Origin of the sequence: Psychrobacter sp., from assembly GCF_036731945.1 — a bacterium.
In the GTDB taxonomy this organism is placed as follows: Bacteria; Pseudomonadota; Gammaproteobacteria; order Pseudomonadales; family Moraxellaceae; genus Psychrobacter.
The window spans coordinates 39,021-41,198 of sequence record NZ_DAINDI010000027.1 but is presented as its reverse complement, the minus strand read 5'-3'; the positions used below and the strand labels follow the sequence as shown (position 1 = coordinate 41,198).

The 2,178-nt window shown below is 45.6% G+C and carries 2 protein-coding genes; both read left to right on the top strand.

From position 1 onward, the window contains the following. Window positions 1-707, top strand: a 707-nt coding sequence (locus tag V7D75_RS07385) for an aldehyde dehydrogenase family protein (RefSeq protein WP_333614039.1), incomplete at its 5' end; no start/stop codon positions are given. Between the two features lie 194 nt (window positions 708-901). Further along, complete coding sequence (locus V7D75_RS07380) at window positions 902-2,062, top strand: acyl-CoA dehydrogenase family protein (RefSeq protein WP_333614038.1); 1,161 nt, start codon at window positions 902-904, stop codon at window positions 2,060-2,062. The last annotated feature ends 116 nt before the right edge of the window (window positions 2,063-2,178 follow it).

The window sequence follows — 2,178 nt, the reverse complement described above, 5'->3', positions numbered from 1 at the left end:
CCAATAAAGAACAAACACTCAATCAACTAGCGGGAGCTGCATTTGGCGCTGCTGGTCAACGTTGTATGGCGCTGTCGGTCGTGGTGTTAGTTGGTGAAGCAGGTGAGTGGATTGATGATATCAAAGCCAAAGCTGAAGGCTTAGTAGTCTCAGCAGGTAAAAATGACAAGGATTTAGGTCCACTGATTTCTCCTGCCGCAAAAGCGCGTGTCGAGCACTTAATTGGTACGGGAGTAGAAGAGGGTGCTAGTTTACTTCTTGATGGTCGCGGTATTACTGTTGAAGGGTTTGAGAAGGGCAACTTTGTAGGCCCGACTATCTTTGATAACGTCACTGCGGATATGCAAATTTATAAAGAAGAAATTTTTGGCCCAGTACTGTGTATCATGCGTGCAGCTGACCTTGATGAAGCGATTGAGCTACTCAATGCCAATCCACATGGTAATGGTACCGCTATCTTCACTCAGTCAGGCGCTGCTGCGCATAAATTTCAACAAGATATTATGGTTGGTCAAATCGGTATTAACTTGCCAATTCCTGTGCCACTACCGATGTTCTCATTCTCAGGCTCACGTGCTAGTAAGCTTGGCGATTTGGGTCCTTATGGTAAGCAAGCGGTACAGTTCTATACCCAAACCAAAACGGTCACTGCCCGCTGGTTTGATGACGAGGCAAGCCGCAGCGTTAATACTACTATTTCAATGTAGTCGTCAATCGACTATATTTGCAGCGTCCAAGCGACATAGCGACAATCTTGCTCAGTATTTTTTAGCAAAAGCATGATTTATGATTGTCGTTATAGCGCTGCTATACTGTATAACCAGCACGGTTTAAACCACAGTAGACTGACGGCTTATAATCTTTTTTCCCATATTTGCTATACATGCACAAGGATGACCCTATGGATTTTTCATTGACCGAAGACCAAATCGCCTTTCGCCAAACTGCCAGACAGTTTGCGCAAAAAGAGCTAAAGCCCAATGCTGCTGAGTGGGATCGTACCTCGCATTTTCCCATCGATGTCATCAAAAAAACCGGCGAGCTTGGCTTTTTAGGGCTGTATACCAATCCAGACTATGATGGCTTAGGGCTACCACGCTTAGACTCTGCCATGGTGTTTGAAGAGTTGGCCTGCGGTGATACCGCTGTTGCCGCTTATATGAGTATTCATAATATGGCGGGTTGGATGATTGGTGAATATGGTAGTGACGCGCTCTGTAAGAAGTATTTGCCCAATATGGTCAGTGGTGAATGGCTTGGTAGTTACTGCTTAACAGAGCCGAATGCCGGTTCTGATGCGGCTTCATTACGTACCAAAGCCGATAAGCAAGGCGACTATTATGTGCTTAATGGCGAGAAAACTTTTATATCAGGGGCCGGTTCAACCGATGTGTTAGTGGTCATGGCACGTACAGGCGCTGCAGGGCCAAAAGGGATCTCGGCATTTGTCGTAGATGCCCATAGCGATGGTATTGAGTATGGCAAAAACGAGCATAAAATGGGCTGGAAAGCGCAACCAACGCGAACGATTAGTTTTAAAAATGTCAAAGTACCCGCTGAAAATCTCATCGGCGAGGAAGGTCAAGGCTTTCGTATTGCGATGAAAGGCTTAGATGGCGGTCGTATTAATATCGGTATCTGTGCAGTTGGTACCGCGCAGTCAGCGCTTGAGACCGCGACCAATTACGTGCAAGAGCGTAGCCAGTTCGGCAGCCCGATTGCTAGCCTACAGTCAGTACAGTTTAAACTTGCTGATATGCTCACCCAAACCATTACTGCAAGGCAAATGCTGTATTTGGCTGCTAGCAAAATCGATAACAATGACGCGCAAGCCTCTACCTACTGTGCCATGGCCAAGCGTCTCTCCACTGATCTTTGTTTCGATGTTGCCAATGAAGCCTTACAGCTGCATGGTGGCTATGGTTATCTCAATGAATATCCGCTTGAGCGCCATGTGCGAGACTTGCGTGTGCATCAGATTTTGGAGGGTACCAATGAGATTATGCGGGTGATTGTCTCGCGCCAGCTTATGCAAGATGATGCGTTGAGTCAATTACGCTAATAATTTTATATAAATAACTTGCTTATGCGCGTTTATCAATAAAGAAACTTTATAAAAATTATAACAAGGATGTTCCATGACCGATTATACAAATTTAAAGCTCTCAATCGACGGCC

What these genes read in the sequence shown, in the direction of transcription:
- V7D75_RS07380 (WP_333614038.1), top strand. Translation starts at nt 902, where the DNA reads ATGGATTTTTCATTGACCGAAGACCAAATCGCCTTTCGCCAAACTGCC.